Raw genomic sequence first — 18,243 nt, forward strand, 5'->3', positions numbered from 1 at the left:
TTAATTCCCTACATTTAACAGCTGCTGAGCAACACCTGATTGAACAACAATTTCTTGGTGTTTTTTACGTCCGTACTGCCTTGTTACTTGCACGTTTAGTACATTGCATTTAAATACCTGTACTGACGAGCCAGAACGAGAGTGCGGGCAATCTGATTCTAAGTTGTTTGGGTTGGCAATAGAAAGTTGCGCAACAGTATCTTGAGCTGAAACGGCTCTGTTCTTTGGAAATGTTTCTATTTTATCGGTGAAGGCATTGGTACCCGCTGTTTGGGTAACCTCATTGAAAATAACTTCATCGGTAGCGCCCAGAGTTTCTTGCACAGCGGTAGTTTTATCTTCCGTGGCGCCAGACATTTTCATATCAGATGTCGTTACTTGCATTAACGCAGAAGCGACCGCAGTCAAGCCAATAAGAAAAATAAGAGATACCAGCAAAACAACCCCTTGCTGACGCTTTTGTTGTACTACCATGAGTCAGTCCTCGTGTTGTAAAGCGTGACAGTTGAAGAAAAAAGCATACGCCTAAAGTTATCACCTTCGCCCTCAGCGTTCATAAAATCGACAGAAATATCACCTAAAGTATAGGTGTTCTTATTCTCATAATCGAAATCAGGATATAAATCCCGTACTAAGACGTACATAGTGACAGCAAGGATTTGATTATCGCCTTCGTTGTCCCATAGCGCTTGGGTCATATCATCAGCCGAAACAAATGAATTCACGACGCCATCATTATCTGTATCAACACCATAAGTAAATCGAATCATTTCTACGCCATCGATAATAGGATCAAATAGAATGGGTGGATTCGTGTCATTTCTAAGTAGCCCTTTCACTAACACAGGTATCGTATTATCACCCACCGTATCTTCACGAACATAATAGATATAGTGTTGATACTCCCAAATATTCCCATTATCAATAGTAGGTATTGCCTCATCACCTGCGAAAATAGCGCCCTGATTCATATTTGTCATGAGGTAATAACGATCAGCTGCGACATCAGCTGCGGCTGTAGTCGAAGACACAACACGTTTAAGTTGAAGTATGTCGCTCCCAACAGAGGCATTTGTAATGCAACCAAGACCACTGGCACTTGTACTGGTTTCGCCCCATATTTCACGATAGTGCCCAATATCCTGAGGGAAAGAAGTGTTGTTTGCGCCACCGCCAACACAGTCAGTCGCATTTTGGTTCGGTACTTGGGTTAATCTATTTGTCGTCAACTCACCAGACAAGTCTCCCCAAAACCCCACTCTGATAAGATCTTCTGTTAATACCTGTACGGCAAAACGCCCATTTTCCTGTAAAGAACCAAAGCTCGTTGTTTCAGTGGTCGTCACTCTCATTGAGACAAATGCAGCAAGTACGCCCCCCAACAACACCGTACCAACCGCGAGAGAGATAAATATTTCGATTAAACTAAAACCGCGTTGCTGCTTCATATTCACCCTTAAAAAATAAACGCTGATATTTCTACTTGTCGACGCTTATCTGTTGCAGAACCGCAATTAAATGCCAACGTATTATCTGAATCTGCTGAATCTTGTGACGATACACGCCCTTGCCAGCTTACAACGACAGTAACGGATTGATTGGTATGATCGACACAACCACGAGCCCCTATCAACCCACCTAACGACTTACTGCCTTGAGTAACATAGCTGCCTCTTAGCTTTTGCTCCCATTCATAAAGATCATTGCTCACCATTTCTAGTGAATTACATGGATTATCTGGATCATTGCAACGATTACTCGGAGCGCTAAGGGAACCATCACCATAGGTACCTTGATAGTTTTCTAAACTGGCTGGGTCTGAGTCATTGGAACGCATGCGTTCAATAATGTCTTGAGCTAATGCACTCGCCATTGAGCGTTGCATGGCATCAAAGCTACCTTTTTTAGCAGATGCTTGCATTGCTACAGCACCAATAATCCCGGTGGACAAGACAACGAGAGACACTAACACTTCGATAAAAGAGATACCTTGGTGTTTACGCATGCAACAAACCTCTTAAAGAATCGACTTGGGGTAAAATAACGTTTTTAGCGGGGAAAAAGCTGGAATTTATAACGAGAGGGAGCGAGGTCAACAAGCGACGACTTGTAACCAAGACTGGTGCCGAAAAGCATAAACTTGAGTTTTTAACGGCGGAAAAAATCACATAGGTGAACATCATTTACCCCCAACATTATCCTTTGCATATTAGCTCATTCATGAGCAAAATAATCTACTGCTGCAATGTTTGCGGCGGAATTATGCACATGCTTGTACAAAATTCCACCAGTGAGATTATCGCAATTCGGCGGGTACTGCAAATACTATATTTTCTTCACGACCTGGATGTTCAACAACCTCTTTGCCACCTTGTTGTTTAAGTTTTTCAATAACTTGTCTAACAAGGATATCTGGTGCTGATGCGCCCGCTGTAACACCTACTTTAGTAATATTTTCTAGCCATTTGAGCTCAATATTATCTGCAGTATCAATTAGATAGGCTGTTGTACCCATTTTTTCGGCCAATTCACGAAGTCGATTTGAGTTTGAACTATTCTTGGCACCAACGACTAGTAATAAGTCAACTTGATTGGCGATAGCACGAACAGCGTCTTGTCTGTTCTGTGTCGCGTAACAAATATCATCTTTTCGAGGACCTTCAATTTTCGGGTACTTAGCAATGAGGGCATCAATAACATCCGAAGTATCATCTACTGATAATGTTGTTTGACTACAAAAGTATAACTGGTCCGCATTCTTTACTTCGAGCTTAGCGACATCGTCAGGTGACTCTACAAGGTATATACCACCCTCCTCACTTTCGTATTGCCCCATAGTCCCCTCAACTTCAGGGTGACCTGCATGACCGATTAATACACACTCAATCCCTTTGCGGCTTGCACGAGATACTTCCATATGTACTTTAGTCACAAGTGGGCAAGTTGCATCAAACACTTTTAAACCGCGGTCTTTGGCTTCTTGGCGAACGGCTTTTGAAACACCGTGAGCACTAAAAATAACGGTATTATTGTCAGGGATTTCATCAAGTTCATCGACAAAAATAGCACCGCGATCTTTCAATCCGTTAACAACGAATTTGTTATGAACAACTTCATGACGCACATAAATCGGTGCATCAAACAAATCTAAAGCTCGGTCAACGATACTGATTGCACGATCAACACCTGCACAAAAACCACGAGGATTAGCTAATATAATTTCCATGTTACACCTAATATTTTGTTTACTTATTCGATGCCAACAATATCAATGACAAACGTTACATCTTGCCCAGCAAGTGGGTGATTAAAATCTACCGTCACTGAACCACCAGAGACTTCAGTAATCATACCAGGAAGCTCAACACCACCAGGTTGTTCAAAGGTAATAATAGCACCTACTTCGGCTGTAGCATCCCCTGAGAACTTTGTTCTATCCATGTGGTAAATGTTATCCGGATTTGATTCGCCAAAAGCATCTTTCGCTTCAAGCGTAAACTCTTTACTCTCACCTTCGCCCAAGCCAATCAACTGTGCTTCAAATGCAGGAGAGATTGAACCGTCACCCATGATAATCTTGGCAGGCTTATTATTGACCTTGGTACTATCTGCGGCACTTCCATCAGATAATTTCATTGTGATATGGGCAATAATTGTTGATTCAGATGAAATCGTCTTACTCATAAAAATATTCTCAAACTAGACGTTGCTTTTTGATTCTTCTGGCTTTTCTTGAGCAAAAGAATCGATAATCATTAACCCAGCGCCAATGAAAATGACACTATCGGCCACATTAAATGCCGGCCAGCGATAATTAATGATAGTAAAATCAAGGAAATCGATAACATAACCTAGCATGACGCGATCGATTAAATTTCCTAGCGCGCCACTTAATAGCAAAGCAAAGGCTATACACAGCTTTTTATTATTCACCGGCGTTTTGTACAGCCAATAAGTGAATATTACACTTGCTATTGTCGCAATTGCCGCAAAAAACCAACGCTGCCAGCCAGACTGGTCTGCCAAAAAGCTAAATGCGGCTCCTAAGTTATGAACATAGGTAATATTGAAAAACGAAAGGACTTCTATCGATTGATACAAGTCCATGTTATTCGCTACGTAATGTTTAGTCGCTTGGTCAACGATTAAAAAAATTAATGTTAACCACAACCACTTCAAACTGCTCGCTGAATTCATCATCATCTTATGCGAATTTGCGCACTTCGCCTTCGCCATCAACATTCGTTACACAGCGGCCACATAAGGTTTCATGTCCTTCGTGCGAGCCTACATCGTCTGTAATGTGCCAACAACGGTCACACTTTGTACCTGTTGCAGGAGCAACGGTTAGCCATAAACCTGCTAACTCTGTCTCGGTCGCATTAGCTGGCTTATCCGCTAGAGCGACAACTTGTGCACCTGAAGTAATTAAAACAAATCGCAATTCGTTTTCTAATTTTGCAAGTTGAGCACTGATTGCTTCATCTGCATATAACGTAACGCTTGCTTCTAATGCTTTACCAACTACTTTCTCTTTACGAGCAAGTTCTAATGCTTTGTTCACTTCTGCACGAACTTTTAATAATTGTTCCCAGTACTCATCGTTTAATTCAGCATCTGCAGGTAATGATGTTAAACCATCAAACCAAACGTCAGTGAAAACAAACTCATCACGTTCACCCTGAGCAGGAGCTGGTAACGCAGTCCAAATTTCTTGTGCAGTAAACGATAAGATTGGCGCCATCCAACGCGTCATCGCTTCAGCAATCAAGTACATTGCTGTTTGACATGAACGACGTGCTACTGATGTATCTTTCGCTGTGTACTGTCTGTCTTTGATGATATCTAAATAGAAACCACCTAGCTCATTAGTACAGAAATTCATTAACTTCTGAACCACTTGGCTGAACTCGTATTCGTCATATGCGTTAACGATGTCTTCTTGTAATTCGGCTGCTTTGCTAAGAACCCAGCGATCTAGTGCCACCATATCTTCAACAGCGATTTGGTCAGTTTTTGGATCAAAACCATTGATATTAGCTAGTAAGAAACGCGACGTGTTACGGATACGGCGGTAAGCATCGGCTTGACGCTTGAAGATCTCTTTCGACACAGTGATTTCTTGTGTGTAGTTCACTGAAGACACCCACAAACGCAAAATATCAGCACCGTATTGGTTGGTGATTTCATCAGGGGTAATCACGTTGCCTAAAGATTTAGACATCTTGTGACCTTTCTCATCAACAGTAAAGCCATGAGTCAATACTTGCTTGTATGGTGCACTGCCTTTTATTGCCATCGCAGTTTTCAATGAAGACTGGAACCAACCACGGTGCTGATCTGAACCTTCTAGGTATAGGTCAGCTGGGTAACCAAGCTCTTCACGCTGTGCCATAACAGAATAATGTGTAACACCTGAGTCAAACCATACATCTAAGGTGTCAGTAACTTTGCTGTAATTATCGGCCTCGTCACCTAACAACTCTTTAGCATCTAGGTCATACCATGCATCAATACCCTTTTCTTCAACACGTTTCGCTACTTCTTCGAACAAACGAGACGTTTCAGGATGAAGTTCTTGAGTTTCTTTGTGCACAAACAAGGTAATCGGCACACCCCATGTACGTTGGCGAGAGATACACCAGTCAGGGCTAGACTCAAGCATTGATTCGATACGCGCTTGACCCCAATCAGGAATCCACTGTACACCTTGAACAGCATTCTTAACTTCATCACGAAGGCTGTTTTTGGTCATGCTCACAAACCATTGAGGTGTGGCACGGAAAATCAATGGTGTTTTAGTACGCCAGCAATGTGGGTAACTGTGGACAAATTTAGTTTGGTAAAGCAGATTACCGTGTTCTTCTACAACCGCGATAATTTTCTCATCGACTTTATAAACGTGTTCACCAGCAAACAACTCTACGTTTGCACGGTAAAGGCCGTTATCATCAAGATAGTTTAACGTCTCGATATTGTATTTTTTACCAACCGTGAAATCTTCTACACCATGGTCTGGCGCTGTATGTACACAACCTGTACCCGCGTCAGTCGTTACGTGGTCGCCCAAGATCACCGGTAATGTGCGTTCATAAAATGGGTGGTGTAATTGTAATAGCTCTAATGCAGCACCTTTTACACGACCTACAACTTCAAATGTTTCAATCCCTGCTCGCTCCATCACGCTCTCATGAAGGGCCTCAGCCATTAAGAGACGCTCGTCACCCGCTTGAACAACGACGTACTCTAACTCTTCATGGATACTTACCGCTTGGCTTGAAGGTAACGTCCATGGCGTAGTTGTCCAGATAACAACAGAAATTTTGCCGCTGCCTGCTAATCCAGGCATTGCGTCTGCTAACGCCGACTCATCTACAACAGGGTATTTCACATCAATAGAGAATGACGTTTTATCAGCATATTCTACTTCTGCTTCAGCTAACGCAGAGCCGCCAACAACACTCCAGTAAACTGGTTTGAAACCTTGTTGCAAGTGACCATTTTCTGTAATTTTGCCTAAAGCGCGGATAATGTTCGCTTCGGTGTCAAAATTCATTGTAAGGTAAGGATTTTCCCAATCACCAAACACACCTAAACGTTTGAAGTCCTTGCGCTGGCCGTCAACTTGCTTTGCAGCATACTCACGACACTTTTGACGAAACTGTGCAGGTGTTAGCTTTTGACCTGGCTTGCCATGTTTTTTCTCAACAACAAGCTCAATCGGAAGACCATGACAGTCCCAACCAGGTACATATGGAGCATCAAAATCAGATAACGTTTTCGCTTTGATAATAACGTCTTTTAGGATCTTGTTTACAGAGTGTCCCAAGTGAATGTTACCGTTTGCATACGGAGGGCCATCATGCAAAATAAATGATTTCTTACCTTTTTTCGCCGCACGAATTTTGCTGTAAAGACCTTTTTCATTCCAATCTTTAAGCATGTTAGGTTCACGATTTGCCATGTTGCCCTTCATTGGGAACGATGTATCTGGCAAATTCAGCGTATGTTTATAATCAGTCATCTACTTTTATATCCGTTGTTATTAGGCAAGCGTTGCTACAAATGATTTAGCTTGCTCACTATCAATTTTAATCTGTTGTGTTAAGGCGTCTAAGGAATCAAACTTACGTTCAGCACGTAACTTCTTCAACATAATCACCTCAATGTGTTGCCCATATATCGTTTGATTAAAGTCAAAGATATGGACCTCTAGTTGTTGTCTAACGCCAGCGAGTGTCGGACGACAACCAATATTGGCAACACCAAAATATTCAATCTCGTTATGTTTTACTTTTACTACATAGACGCCTGACACAGGTGAAACTCGTCGTTTTAGTAAAACGTTAGCTGTTGGAAAACCCAACTTTCGACCGTTTTTATCTCCGTGAAAAACCTTTCCCGAAATTGCATAGTCTCGACCAAGCATTCGGGCAGCTTCATCTAAATGGTCTTGCTCTAAAGCACTACGAATGGCTGTCGAGCTGATACGACAGTCTTCAAATTTAAAACTTGCTGTATCTGTTACCGTAAAACCTAATTGTTCACCGTAACTTTTCAACATGGTGAAATCACCTTGGCGCTGTTTACCGAATCGAAAATCATCACCAATAATCAAATGCTTGACGCCAAGCTGTTTAACTAACAATTCTTCGATAAACGTTTCTGCTGTTTGACTGGCAAAAGATTTACTAAAATTTACACACATCAAACGCTCAACACCAAGCTCTTCAAGATAACGATATTTATCACGTAATCTTGTCAACCGAGCAGGGGCTTTATCGCCAGCAAAAAGCTCCTGTGGCTGAGGCTCAAAAACCATTACCGTTGGCACCGCATCATGCTGCTTAGCTTTCTCAATTAAGGCTTGAATCACTCGTTGGTGACCTAAATGCACACCATCGAAATTTCCGATGGTTAATACACAACCATGATCTTCTGGTTGTATATTTTTTATACCTCTAATCAGTTGCATTTAATCAAAAAACCCTAATTTAGTTTTACGAGAATAAAGCGTCTAAAAGCCGCGTTTTAATCCCATTTTAAAACTTACACCATAAAAACTGACGAATTATATATCAGTCAGCAGGAAGAATCAGCACCTGCGAGCAAATTCAAACAATTTATTTTGGAATTTTATATTTCGACGCTTAAGTATCGGTATTTGATGTCACTTTGAAGTGTCTAACCCGAATTCCTAACAGACTAACAGTAACGAAATAACAGACGACACCCACACCGATACACAGTATTAGTTGAACAATTCTATTGAAGAAACTTAACCTCAACCATTCGTCAAATGATGGCGACAACCAGTAAACAACAAACGCCATCGTCAAAGCGCTGAAAAGCATTTTCACCATCATTTTGATTGCGGTACTTGATAAACGATAGACACCTTGCCCCTTTAATCCTCTATAGAGTAAATATGCATTTAAGGTTGCCGATAACGTCGTTGCCATCGCAAGACCCACATAGCCATAAAATGGTGCTAATGCCAAATTAAACGCCATATTTGCAACCATAGCTATAATGCCTATTTTGACGGGTGTCTTGGTATCCTGACGAGAGTAGTACCCCGGCGCTAGGATTTTTATAAACATAAAGCTAAGCAAGCCAGAGAGATAAGCAAACAATGCCATAGAGACTTGAATAACGTCGTGTTCAGAAAACTCCCCCCGCATAAAGAGCACCATGATAATCGGCTGTGCCATAACCATCAAACCGGCTAATGCAGGGAAACCAAACAAGCAAATAACACGAATACCCCAATCGAGCGTATCAGAGAATTCTTGTAAATTTTTTCTCGCGGCCAAGCCCGATAAACTGGGTAAGATAACAGTGGCTATACCAATGCCAAATAAGCCAAGCGGAAACTCTAAAAGCCGATCCGCGTAATAAAGCCAGCTTATAGAGCCAGTAACCAAGAAGCTGGCAATGACAGTATCAAGCAATAAATTAATTTGAGTCACCGATACCCCAAACAAAGCAGGTACAATCAGCTTTCTAATTTTGATAACACCTGGCTCATTCCATGCCCACCTAGGCCTAACAAGAACACCCGCTTTGTACATAAAAGGGATTTGAAATAGTAATTGTAATACCCCGCCTAAAAACACTCCCCAAGCTAAAGCATATGCTGGCTCTTCAAACTGAGGAGAAAGAAAAATTGCACATGATATAACGGCAACATTTAACAGAACCGGCGTAAATGCCGACGCACCAAACTTACCGAGCGTATTGAGTACAGAACCCGCCAATGCAACAAAGCTAACAAACCACAAATATGGAAAGGTAATTTTTAGTAACGAATTTGCCAATTCGAATTTATCAGCATGTGGCCCGCCATTAAGCCAATCAAGAAACCAACCAAAACCAAAAGTCGCGACGAGTATTGGAGAAGCAATCACACCCACTAACGTGACAACGGTCACAATGGTACCGAGTGTCCCAGAAACTTGGGCAATCAGTTTTTTCGTATGAAATTTATCAAGCCCCTCTTTTTCATCTTGCGCTTCGGCTTCACTTAGCACAGGAACAAAAGCTTGAGCAAAAGCACCTTCGGCAAATAAGCGACGCAAAAAATTAGGGATCTTATTCGCGAATAAAAACACATCGGCTGCAGCATTAGCACCCATGATGTAAGCAATAACACTGTCTCTAACGAGGCCCAACACTCGTGAAATCAGTGTCATAAAGCTAACAATAAAGCCCGATTTAATTAACTTTTTACTCAAGGTAAATTACTCAGAAATATGGAAAACACGGCATTGCGCACAAAAGAATTATTATGCCTGTAAAAACTTAACATAAACAATAGAAAACTTATTGCTTGCGCGCTCGAAGACTATATAATACTGCACCAGGTGATTCAGGCGATAAATTAATCATCAAAAGATTTGACATTCGCCACAAAAACAGGCATATTTCGTCGCCTTAAATTTAGGCTATATTTTTTATTATTTTTAGGAGTTCACCTTGGCTAACTCAAAGCAAGCTAAGAAGCGCGCGGTACAATCTGAAAAGCGCCGTCAACACAATGCAAGCCGTCGTTCAATGATGCGCACTTTAGTTAAAAAAGTAATCGCTGCAATTGAAGCCGGTGACAAAGAACTTGCAACTAAAGAACTTGCAGCAGCTACACCGATCTTAGATCGTTACGCAACTAAAGGTCTTATTCACAAAAACAAAGCTGCTCGTAGCAAGAGCCGTTTAAACGCTGCTATCCAAGCACTTTAATCTTTGTTTTTATAAAATTTAAAAAAACCGGCTACTGCCGGTTTTTTTATATCCTCATAAAAATATCATCTGCCAATAATGGCACTTGAAGTTCTTACGATAATTTTCTAGTCTCTACCCGTTAAATGCTTCGGATAAAATAAAATGAAATTAAATAAAATTGCAGCTATGCTCGTCGTTGCCGGTACTGCCTTAGCAGGTTGTGGTCAAGCGGACCAAGCAGCACAACAAGCACAATATCAAGTTGTTCCTGAATACAAAAACCGTTTAGATATCTATGAGCCGGTGACCTTATCAGCTGACCTATCTCACCTTTCCGATAATCAAAGAAAATTAATTAGCTTATTAATTGACGCTTCTGACATCATGGATGAGTTATTCTGGAAGCAAGCGTTCGGGGAAAATAAGGAAAGCTTTCTTGCTGGCATCAAAGATGAAAAACTTCGCCAATTTGCTGCAATAAACTATGGTCCATGGGACCGCATGAATGGTGATAAGCCATTCCTTGAGGGATTCGAAGGTAAGTCTGCTGGCGCGGAATTCTACCCTCATGATATGACAAAAGCTGAATTTGAAGCCGCTAAATTTGATGACAAAGATGGTTTGTATTCTCTAGTGCGACGCGATCACGAAGGCCAATTGTCAACTATTGCCTATTCAGAAGCTTTCAGTGATGAAATTAGCCGTGCAGCTGCAATATTAGAAAAGGCCTCTGATTATGCAGAAGACGAAGAGTTTGCTAATTACTTAAAAATGCGTGCAACTGCTATGCGTAATGACGATTATCAAGCCTCTGATTTTGCATGGATGGACATGAAGAAGAACATGATAGATGTTGTGATTGGTCCAATCGAAACTTACGAAGATCAGTTGTATGGTTACCGTGCTGGCTTTGAATCTTATGTCTTAGTAAAAGACATGGCATGGAGTGAGAAACTCGCTAAATACGCTGCTTACCTACCTGAACTTCAAAAAGAACTTCCGGTTAATAAGAAATATAAAGCGGAAGTGCCGGGTTCTGATGCCGACTTAAACGCATATGACGTTGTTTATTACGCAGGCCACTCAAATGCCGGTGGTAAAACAATCGCTATCAACTTACCCAATGACGAAGAAGTTCAGTTAGCCAAAGGTACTCGTCGCCTTCAGCTGAAGAATGCTATGCAAGCAAAATTCGACAGCATTATGCAGCCTATTGCAGCAACGCTAATCGTACCTGAGCAAAGAGAAAACGTCACTTTTACCGCATTTTTTGCCAATACTATGTTCCACGAAGTTGCACATGGTTTAGGTATCAAGAATACAATCAACGGCAAAGGTACAGTGCGCCAATCTTTAAAAGAGCACGCTTCTGCTTTAGAGGAAGGCAAAGCGGATATCTTAGGTCTTTACATGGTTCGCCAATTACTTGCTAAAGGTGCGATCACAGAAGGTCAATTAGAAGATTACTACACAACATTTATGGCAGGTATTTTCCGTTCAGTACGTTTTGGTGCAAGCTCTGCTCACGGAAAAGCAAACATGGTTCGTTTTAATTATTTCCAAGAGCATGGGGCATTTAGCCGATCTGAAGACGGTTTGTATAGTGTAAACATGGAAAAAATGACGCAAGCTATCGACTCGCTTTCTGAATTAATCCTGACCTTACAGGGGAACGGTGATTATGAAGGCGTTGCTAAACTCGTTGAAGCATCAGGTATGATCAAGGCTGATTTAGCGGCAGATTTGGCTCGCCTTGAAGCAGCAGAAATACCTGTTGATATTACCTTCAAACAAGGTAAACAAGTATTGGGTTTATAGCCGTTCAGTAAACTTGTTCTCCACAAAAAAAGGCAGGGTATAAATACTCTGCCTTTTTTGTTTATCGCGTATGACTAATACATCAAGGTATATAGTTTACGTCTAAACTTCATCACCAATGGGTCACCATCTGGCAACGCATTAATCACATCGAGTAACTTCTTCTTTGAATCAGCGTCATCTCGAGTGGTTTGTACGCGTCTAAATAACAGATTGAGGGCATCTTCATGTCGGTTCGCTTGGCTATATTGCGCCGCAAGTTGATGGATCACATCTACGTCATCAGGTGCTTGAGCATGTGCATCTTCAAGTGCCTTTAATTCTGGTGAATCTGACGCCTCTAGTGCTAATTGTAATTTTGACACGAGCGCTTGATAGGTAGCATCTTGATCAACCATTTTAATAGTATCTAGCAAGGCTTTAGCATCCTCTAATTTTCCTATTAAAATGCACGCTTCGATTAAGGTAAATTTTATATCTACACGTTCCGGATCTAACTCATAGGCTTGTTTAGCCAATGTGAATGCTTGATTAGCATCTTGTTGGGCAAGTGCTTCTTGTGCTTGTTTTAGTAAACCGTCTTGTGGTTTAGGTAAGTACTTATCTAAAAAGGCTTGAATAGCGTCATCAGGCTGAGGACCAGCAATACCATCAATAGGTTGACCGTCTTTAATAATAATCGCTGTAGGCAAGCCTTGAATACCAAATTGAGCAGCAATTTGTTGTTGCGATTGACAGTCAATTTCAGCCATCAAAATACTATCATGAAAGGCAGCAGTTGCTTGTTCTAACTTAGCTTTTAGCTCGACGCTCTCGGGGACCTGATCGGCCCAAAAGGCGATAAGGACAGGCTTAATTTTAGAGTCTTCTAAGATAACCTGTTGGAAGTTTTCAATCGTAATCGGTAAAGCCGGTTTGATCATGGCACGCTCAAATTTTCGAATAATGTCCTTATTATTTGGGGGCAAAGGACTTTTTCACAAGCATTTGCCCCAAAATTTTTCAATAGTCTACTGAATTAAGCGATTTCTCTGAGTAATTCACGAGAAATAATAATACGCTGAACCTCGCTTGTGCCCTCATAAATAGAGGTAATTCTCACATCTCGCGCCATTCGTTCGACCGGATATTCTTTAATATACCCAGCACCACCTAACATCTGTAATGCATCGTAACATGCTTGATTCGCTTTCTCTGACGCAAATAGTTTTGCCATCGAAGCGCCCTTCGAGAAATTCTTGCCCGCATCTTTATCACAAGCAGCTTGCATTAATAACAAGCGAGCAGCTTCAAGCTCTGTGTACCTGTCCGCTAGCATCCACTGTAAACCTTGAAAATTAGCTAACGGCTGACCAAATTGCTTACGTTCAGTAATAAACTCACGAGCATAATCCATGGCTGCCATTCCAATTCCAAGCGCCAAAGAGCCAACACCAATACGACCGCCAGCTAATTCACCAACAGCAATTGCAAAGCCTTTATTCTCTTGCCCCATTAAATTGCTCGCAGGAATACGACAATCTTCAAAGTGAACTTCGGTCGTATGAGACGCCTTCTGGCCCATCTTGTCTTCTAACTTGCCAATATTTAAGCCTGGCGTATTCGCTTCAACCAAGAAACAAGAAATACCTTTACCTTTCGGCGCACTAGGGTCGGTAACTGCCCAAACGACAAAAACACCGGCAAATGTTCCCGATGTAATGTATATTTTGCTACCGTTAAGTACGTATTCATCGCCGTCTTTAACAGCGGTTGTTTTCATACCAGCCGGATCTGAACCAGCACTTGGCTCAGTTAAACAAAACCCACCCGCTTTATATTCACCTGTGCAAATCTTGGTTAAGTGTGTCTCTTTCTGCTCTTCGGTACCAACGGCTTGGATGACTTCCGCCACCATATTTGTCACAGAAGTTGTAACGGCAGTAGATGCACAAGCCTTTGCAAGTTCAGTAATAACTAAACTAAATGCTACGGTTCCGGCCTCAACACCACCATACTCCCCTTTAACATTCATCCCCATGAAACCTAACTCAGCTAATTGGTTCAGATTTACTAAAAACTTATCGTGATTCTTGCCTTCATCAAGTGAAGCGGCAATAGGCGCAAGCTCAGTGTCAGCAAACTTCTTGGCCATATCTTGGATCATCAATTGTTCTTCTGTTAATGAAAAATCCATTATTGTTCTCTACCTGTTGTCTTGTATTGGCTCAGTATCTCATGCTCGAGTGATGTTTTCAGGCTTCAGAAAGCAAAAACGCACCAATTGGTGCGCTTGTTTTGTTTCGTTATTTGTACACTTAATTTACTGGTAAACGAACCAGAGTAACACTACACCGAGTATAAGACGGTATATAACGAACGGCATCATGCCAATCTTATTCACTAAAATTAAGAAATAGTGGATACACGCATAAGCACTAATAAACGCAACAATAGCTCCCATACCCATCGCTGACCAATCAACCACTTCATTGCCCGTGATGAGTTTTAACGTCATGTAGCCACCTGCCATTGCGATCGCAGGAATTGACATCAAAAATGAAAAGCGTGCTGCATTTTCTCGACTAAGACCAAGCATCAAACCGGCCGTCATTGTAATACCCGAACGTGATGTTCCAGGAATAATTGCTAGCGCTTGGGCAAAACCAATAATCATTGCTTTCTTGAAAGTAAACGCTTCCAATGGCACGTTTTGTTTCGCTTTAATATCAACAAAACCTAAAAGCAGACCAAAAACGATCGTTGTTATCGCAATAACCAGTGCAGAACGAAGGTTAGCGTCAATAAAATCGGCACCTAAATACCCAAAAGCGCCAGCAGGAATAGTAGCAAATAGTATCCACCAAGCGAGTCGGCCATTGAGTTTTTCTTCGGCGGTTAGTAGCGCGTCATCTTCTTTATTCGGTGTAAGCGTTGCATACCATGCGACAAGAATATCTCGAATCTCTTTACGAAAATATAAACACACCGCAACCAAGGAGCCAACATGAACCGCAACATCAAACCCCATTCCTTGGTCAATCCAACCTAAAATTTGCGATGGCAAAATTAAGTGTGCTGAACTTGATATTGGCAAGAATTCTGTTAATCCTTGAATCAATGCAAGTAAAAATACTTCTAACGTCGTCATAAACTTTATTGCCAATTAAGTGGCACTTTCCTTAGTTGTTGAGTTGTTTTGTCATACGCTTGCCAAAGCGCTTGATAGCTCTGGTTTGTTACAGGGTGCTTTAGCATTGGCGCTAATTCAGCAAGTGGCCAAAGCACAAATGCATTTCGAGTAATTTCTTCTCTTGGTAATTGAACAGGATCGTTGGTGACAAGATTGTCATAAAGCAGTATATCTAAATCTAACGTTCTTGGACTATTTTTCACCGCATCAAAATCTCGACCATGTGAAAACTCAATATCTCGAAGCGTTATTGCTAAATCCTCGAGAGATAAGTGAGTACTTGCACCTACCACCATATTGTAGAAAACGGGGCCATCAAATCCAATAGATTCACTTTCAAATAATGAAGAAAGACTTAACGTGCCAAAGGTCTCTCTAAGCGCATTTAAGCCTTTTATAATATTTATTTCTTTCTCTATATTAGAGCCGATCGAAATATAAATTTGTGCCATTATAAAAAAGAAGCCTTTGTGCGTTCAATTTCTACGCCGACACTTTGTGCATTGTGCACAGCATTTGGCTTGTGAATTTTCATTTTTAGCCATTCAACGTTGTATTGAGTGATAATATGCTTCGCTGTTCGTTCGGCTAACGTCTCAAGCAAATCAACTGGGTTATCGTTAGCAAAGCGCTCTATTTCTTGAGAGATTTCAGCATAATCCAACGTTTTTGCAAGTTCATCATTTTCAGCCGCAGGCTTAATGTCCCAACCGAGCTCTAAATCAAATACTAACGTTTGTTTAATTTCTTTTTCCCAGTCATAGAAACCAATCGTTGTTTGAATTGATAAACCCGAAATAAATACTTTATCCATTTATTATTCTCGATACTGCTATAAGCACAATTTGCACATTATCTTTTACAGCAGATAATTTGATATAACTAAAAATTGGCATGAGTTTACCATCAATACCAATTACATTAAATATTTGGTCATTCAGCGAGAATTAAAAGGCTTAGAGGCTAAGCGCTTAATGCAGAAAATGATTATTCCCTTGTTAAATTGAGCAACGACGCATATAAGCCTTTTAAACTAGCCCTTGGGAGCTCGTCAGGAAAGTGATAACGGTGTAAATTTTTTTGATGAAGAATGACTACACCTACATCAATTTACTTTGTTCTGCTTCCCTGAAGAAGCTCTGAATCGATTAAATATTTAATTAAATTGGTATAATACCTAGAAAAACTAGTGTGGGTAAGGATAGAATGGCAAAATGAGTAGCAAACAATCGTTTTTTCGCTAAGGGAGGTTACAAATCATGTTATTGATTACGATCATCATGTCTATCCTCGCTTACCTGTTTGCTTCTATCTCGAGTGCAATTCTTCTTTGCCAGATGCTCAATCTACCCGATCCTAGAACGGCGGGGTCAGAGAACCCTGGTGCAACCAACGTACTTCGCCTTAGTAATAAACCAACAGCAGCCATGGTATTAATCTTTGATGTACTTAAAGGGACAATACCGGTTTGGAGTGGTTACTTTCTGGGGCTAGAACCTGTTTACTTAGGCGTCATTGCGGTCGCGGCGTGTTTGGGTCATATGTACCCTATTTTCTTTGATTTCAAAGGAGGCAAAGCCGTCGCCACAGCTTTCGGTGTCATGTTACCTATCGGATACGACCTTTCGGGTTTATTGATACTGACCTGGATACTCGTCCTTAAAAAGACAAAATATTCAAGCTTAGCGGCGATAGTAACCGTAAGTCTTGCACCTATTTATACCTATTTACTCAAACCAATTTATGTGTACCCAGTACTGATGATTTCAATACTTATTGTCTTCAGACACAAACACAATATTATGAGATTGATTAGAGGTGCAGAACCCAAAGTATCCAAGTCACAAAAAGACGACGATTTAGGTGCAGAATAAAAAAAGCAGAGTTTGAGACTCTGCTTTTTTAGTTGTGATTTGTTGTGAGCTATACTGAAGGTAGTGTATCTAGAGGCCAACGCGGTGTTGCTTTAAATGTTAAATCGGCAAAGACACCGGCTTTCAATCGTTGCATACCAGCGTACGCAATCATTGCACCATTATCGGTACAAAACTCTGGGCGCGGATAAAAGACTTTACCACCAAGTTTCGCTGTCATTTGATCAAGCTTCTCTCGTAGCGACGTGTTGGCGCTTACACCACCAGCAATAACCAAGCGGTTCAAGTTACATTGAGTCAATGCTCGCTTACATTTTATCGCCAAAGTATCAACAACGGCTTCTTGAAACGCAAAAGCAATATCAGCTTTTGTTTGCTCCGTTTGTTCTTCTTTCGCAATCGTATTTGCTGCAAACGTTTTTAAGCCAGAAAAGCTAAAATCCAATCCTGGTCGATCGGTCATAGGACGTGGGAACTTAAATCGTCCCGGCGTACCGTTTTGCGCCATTTTCGCTAGAACCGGTCCACCTGGGTAATCCAACCCTAGCAATTTAGCCGTTTTATCGAACGCTTCGCCTGCGGCATCGTCAACGGACTCACCCAGTAACTCATATTTACCGATACCATCGACGCGCACTAGCATCGTATGACCACCTGATACTAACAATGCAACAAATGGAAAATCAGGTACATCATCTTCTAACATTGGTGCAAGTAAATGCCCTTCCATATGATGAACAGGAACCGCAGGCAAATCCCAGCCATAAGCAAGGCTTCGCCCTATCGAACAACCTACTAATAAGGCTCCCACTAAACCGGGTCCTGCAGTATATGCGACACCATCTAACTCATTTGGTGATATGCCTGCCTCAGCTAAGACTTCTTTAACTAAAGGAATGGTTTTGCGAACATGGTCACGTGATGCAAGCTCTGGCACTACCCCGCCATAGTCGGCATGAACTTTTATTTGACTATATAGACGATGGGACATAATGCCCTTTTCTTCGTCGTAAATAGCAATACCAGTTTCATCACATGAGGTTTCGATACCCAAAATTCGCATTTACTTAAACCCTTTAAGCTTTATTAACTCTTAATTGAGGCGAGATTTTACCCGTCTTGAAACAAATTAACCAGATTAAAGATGAATTAACTTTA

Annotated in this window: 18 protein-coding genes; 3 read left to right on the forward strand and 15 right to left on the reverse strand. The window is 41.3% G+C overall.

Translation table 11 applies throughout. The annotated features are described in order from the left end of the window. From QQK05_RS09890 to murJ, 9 genes are all read right to left on the reverse strand, one after another. Window positions 1-474: a pilus assembly PilX family protein gene (locus tag QQK05_RS09890; RefSeq protein WP_284298112.1), complete on the reverse strand. Its 474-nt coding sequence runs from the start codon at window positions 472-474 to the stop codon at window positions 1-3. Continuing rightward, window positions 468-1,448: a PilW family protein gene (locus QQK05_RS09895; protein ID WP_284298114.1), complete on the reverse strand. Its 981-nt coding sequence runs from the start codon at window positions 1,446-1,448 to the stop codon at window positions 468-470. The genes QQK05_RS09890 and QQK05_RS09895 overlap by 7 nt, the downstream gene beginning before the upstream one ends. Window positions 1,449-1,456: 8 nt before the next feature. Next, window positions 1,457-2,005: a type IV pilus modification protein PilV gene (gene pilV / locus QQK05_RS09900; RefSeq protein WP_284298116.1), complete on the reverse strand. Its 549-nt coding sequence runs from the start codon at window positions 2,003-2,005 to the stop codon at window positions 1,457-1,459. Between the two features lie 291 nt (window positions 2,006-2,296). Then, window positions 2,297-3,226, reverse strand: a complete 930-nt coding sequence (gene ispH, locus QQK05_RS09905; RefSeq protein ID WP_284298118.1) for a 4-hydroxy-3-methylbut-2-enyl diphosphate reductase — start codon at window positions 3,224-3,226, stop codon at window positions 2,297-2,299. Between the two features lie 23 nt (window positions 3,227-3,249). Beyond that, entirely contained in the window at window positions 3,250-3,684 is a 435-nt protein-coding gene (gene fkpB / locus QQK05_RS09910; RefSeq protein ID WP_284298120.1) for an FKBP-type peptidyl-prolyl cis-trans isomerase, read from the reverse strand. A gap of 15 nt (window positions 3,685-3,699) precedes the next feature. Further along, window positions 3,700-4,236 (reverse strand): signal peptidase II, encoded by a 537-nt coding sequence (gene lspA, locus QQK05_RS09915; RefSeq protein WP_284298122.1) that lies wholly within the window; start codon window positions 4,234-4,236, stop codon window positions 3,700-3,702. Further along, complete coding sequence (ileS, locus tag QQK05_RS09920) at window positions 4,205-7,024, reverse strand: isoleucine--tRNA ligase (protein ID WP_284298124.1); 2,820 nt, start codon at window positions 7,022-7,024, stop codon at window positions 4,205-4,207. Before ileS ends, lspA begins: the two co-directional genes overlap by 32 nt. A 21-nt stretch (window positions 7,025-7,045) precedes the next feature. Next, entirely contained in the window at window positions 7,046-7,975 is a 930-nt protein-coding gene (gene ribF, locus QQK05_RS09925) for a bifunctional riboflavin kinase/FAD synthetase (RefSeq protein WP_284298126.1), read from the reverse strand. Between the two features lie 175 nt (window positions 7,976-8,150). Beyond that, window positions 8,151-9,737, reverse strand: a complete 1,587-nt coding sequence (murJ, locus tag QQK05_RS09930) for a murein biosynthesis integral membrane protein MurJ (RefSeq protein WP_284298128.1) — start codon at window positions 9,735-9,737, stop codon at window positions 8,151-8,153. 241 nt (window positions 9,738-9,978) lie between these two features. Here murJ and rpsT point away from each other — a divergent pair, with 241 nt between their 5' ends. Both rpsT and QQK05_RS09940 read left to right on the forward strand, forming a co-directional pair. Further along, window positions 9,979-10,239: a 30S ribosomal protein S20 gene (gene rpsT, locus QQK05_RS09935; protein ID WP_193022114.1), complete on the forward strand. Its 261-nt coding sequence runs from the start codon at window positions 9,979-9,981 to the stop codon at window positions 10,237-10,239. 144 nt (window positions 10,240-10,383) lie between these two features. Beyond that, window positions 10,384-12,039: a dipeptidyl-peptidase 3 family protein gene (locus QQK05_RS09940; RefSeq protein ID WP_284298130.1), complete on the forward strand. Its 1,656-nt coding sequence runs from the start codon at window positions 10,384-10,386 to the stop codon at window positions 12,037-12,039. A gap of 74 nt (window positions 12,040-12,113) precedes the next feature. Here QQK05_RS09940 and QQK05_RS09945 read toward each other — a convergent pair whose 3' ends face one another. The 5 genes from QQK05_RS09945 to folB all read right to left on the reverse strand — a co-directional run bounded on the left by QQK05_RS09945 (window position 12,114) and on the right by folB (window position 16,025). Further along, window positions 12,114-12,962, reverse strand: coding sequence for a tetratricopeptide repeat protein (locus QQK05_RS09945; protein WP_284298132.1), 849 nt, complete (start codon window positions 12,960-12,962; stop codon window positions 12,114-12,116). A 95-nt stretch (window positions 12,963-13,057) separates the two neighbouring features. Then, window positions 13,058-14,215, reverse strand: coding sequence for an acyl-CoA dehydrogenase family protein (locus QQK05_RS09950; protein WP_284298134.1), 1,158 nt, complete (start codon window positions 14,213-14,215; stop codon window positions 13,058-13,060). A gap of 126 nt (window positions 14,216-14,341) precedes the next feature. Then, window positions 14,342-15,169, reverse strand: coding sequence for an undecaprenyl-diphosphate phosphatase (locus QQK05_RS09955; RefSeq protein WP_284298136.1), 828 nt, complete (start codon window positions 15,167-15,169; stop codon window positions 14,342-14,344). Between the two features lie 5 nt (window positions 15,170-15,174). Further along, window positions 15,175-15,663, reverse strand: a complete 489-nt coding sequence (folK, locus tag QQK05_RS09960; RefSeq protein ID WP_284298138.1) for a 2-amino-4-hydroxy-6-hydroxymethyldihydropteridine diphosphokinase — start codon at window positions 15,661-15,663, stop codon at window positions 15,175-15,177. Beyond that, window positions 15,663-16,025 (reverse strand): dihydroneopterin aldolase, encoded by a 363-nt coding sequence (gene folB, locus QQK05_RS09965; protein WP_284298140.1) that lies wholly within the window; start codon window positions 16,023-16,025, stop codon window positions 15,663-15,665. The genes folK and folB overlap by 1 nt, the downstream gene beginning before the upstream one ends. 445 nt (window positions 16,026-16,470) lie before the next feature. Between folB and plsY the strand changes: the two genes are divergently transcribed. Beyond that, window positions 16,471-17,085 carry a glycerol-3-phosphate 1-O-acyltransferase PlsY gene (plsY, locus tag QQK05_RS09970; RefSeq protein WP_407704880.1) on the forward strand — a complete coding sequence of 205 codons (615 nt, stop codon included), beginning with the start codon at window positions 16,471-16,473 and terminating at the stop codon, window positions 17,083-17,085. Between the two features lie 49 nt (window positions 17,086-17,134). Here plsY and tsaD read toward each other — a convergent pair whose 3' ends face one another. After that, entirely contained in the window at window positions 17,135-18,148 is a 1,014-nt protein-coding gene (tsaD, locus tag QQK05_RS09975; RefSeq protein WP_284298142.1) for a tRNA (adenosine(37)-N6)-threonylcarbamoyltransferase complex transferase subunit TsaD, read from the reverse strand. Between the last annotated feature and the right edge of the window lie 95 nt (window positions 18,149-18,243).

This window comes from Thalassotalea loyana, assembly GCF_030161435.1.
Classification (GTDB): domain Bacteria; phylum Pseudomonadota; class Gammaproteobacteria; order Enterobacterales; family Alteromonadaceae; genus Thalassotalea_G; species Thalassotalea_G loyana.